Below are 1,700 nucleotides of genomic sequence, written 5' to 3' on the forward strand. Positions count from 1 at the left end.
TTAATTGATGTATATATATGTAGTTTTATAAGATATTACCGATTCAATCTTCCCATAATAATGGTGTTATAGTATTTACCATCGGAAAGGATTTTGTCATTTTTTAATATACCTTCAATTTCAAAACCAAGTCTCTCATACAGTTTAATCGCTTTATCGTTTGTTTCTAAAACATTTAGAGTGATTTTTTTAACACCATTGGCGTCAGCCCAAGATATAGATTCTTTTAAAAGGTTTTTACCAATTCCATATCCCCAAAAATCTTTTAATACGCATACTCCAAATTCTACTTTATGAGAGAATCGCTTTAAATAAACTCCCTCACATCTTGAAAATCCAACAATCCGATCGTTCACTACAGCGACTAAAAATAAGTTCTTTGGACTTTCAGTGTCCGTTTTTATAATCTCTTTAAATCCCGCTGTATCAATGAATCCCTCCCCTTTTTCTCTATCCAAATTTTCAGTTTCTCCGTCAATCTGTAATCTTAATTCAGACAAATCTTTTGCATCTTTATCAATTGCGGATCTAATCATATAATTTATTCTATTCACATAAAATTCTCGTTTGTTAATTCTCATAATACGTTCCTTTCACCTATAGAATGATTTCATATTACCTAAAAAATTACACATACTGTTACTTTGTATTGAACTACCCCCACCTTCACTTCGTTTAGAGGAAAGGGTCTTCTCGGTTAAAATGATAAAGTTTGATTAAAAATCCTTACCTTAGTAAACTTTCATTTTAGAGCAAATAATTGTATATAATATAGCCTAAAATTAACACTAAAATTAATATACCTGTACCTTTCCACCCCATACCGCCTACTAAATCAACTAGATTACCATTTTCGGATCTCTTTAATCCATCATTCAGAGAACCTGTAGGGTTATTTTTTAATTCGTTTTGTCTTAAGCGTTCTCTTTTTTCTTCTGCTGTTTCTTTTGAACCCATGTAATCACCTCCAACACCAACTCATCATTTACTGAATTATAAGAATTTAGAGTTTATTTCATATTTCCTTAATAGTCAAACTTTTTTACAAAGCTACATTTGTCTAGATAGCTGATTGTTTTTATTTTATTTATAATCGCTTGTTTAGTTAATTATTCTTATTCTCTAAGGTCCTCGATACTTCGCATCTGCGGATACGCCTCCCGCTATGGGCTTCGTCTTCCTCTAAAACCAATCAAATCCTTGCATATAATTCCCCTGTTTATATTCTTTCGCGTATAGTATATAGTCTTTTATTTTAAACTAATTTATTATTAAAAGCTTATAGAAACATCGTAACTTTATTTTAACGTATTTCCGAAAAAAGCCCCCATCTTCAAGCGCGTGACGGGCAAGAACCCAGCGGTAAGATGGGGATGAATTTCGGTTAGGCCTAGCCTAACTGATGTGTAAGAACTGCCAATTGTTCGTATGGTGTATACGTTCCATATCTGACATCTTCACTTGCTTATAAGATTTAGAAGGATTTTTTATATATTGTCCATGTATATTTTGTACGTATACCATTTTTCCTGTAAATCCTGTCACAAATCCTACTTGTCCAAATACCTCTACTTTATCACCTAAATAGATTCCATCTATATGTGATGTGTTTTTCTTGTTCCGTTTTGCACGTGTATTCTTTGTTTTTCTTCCTTTTCTTGCGGTTGCTTCATGCAGGGCACGTTTTTTCTTTCTAAATT

Annotated in this window: 2 protein-coding genes and 1 pseudogene; all 3 read right to left on the reverse strand. The window is 32.4% G+C overall.

Going from position 1 to position 1,700, the window contains the following annotated elements; genetic code table 11:
- Nucleotides 1-35: 35 nt before the first annotated feature.
- Complete coding sequence (locus tag COO03_RS23805; RefSeq protein WP_097899466.1) at nt 36-581, reverse strand: GNAT family N-acetyltransferase; 546 nt, start codon at nt 579-581, stop codon at nt 36-38.
- Between the two features lie 166 nt (nt 582-747).
- Nucleotides 748-957, reverse strand: a complete 210-nt coding sequence (locus COO03_RS23810; protein WP_097899467.1) for a DUF6366 family protein — start codon at nt 955-957, stop codon at nt 748-750.
- Between the two features lie 438 nt (nt 958-1,395).
- Nucleotides 1,396-1,700: pseudogene (locus COO03_RS23815) on the reverse strand (RNA-guided endonuclease IscB); the annotation flags it as partial.

The sequence above is a fragment of the Bacillus sp. AFS098217 genome, assembly GCF_002551815.1.
Lineage (GTDB): Bacteria > Bacillota > Bacilli > Bacillales > Bacillaceae_G > Bacillus_A.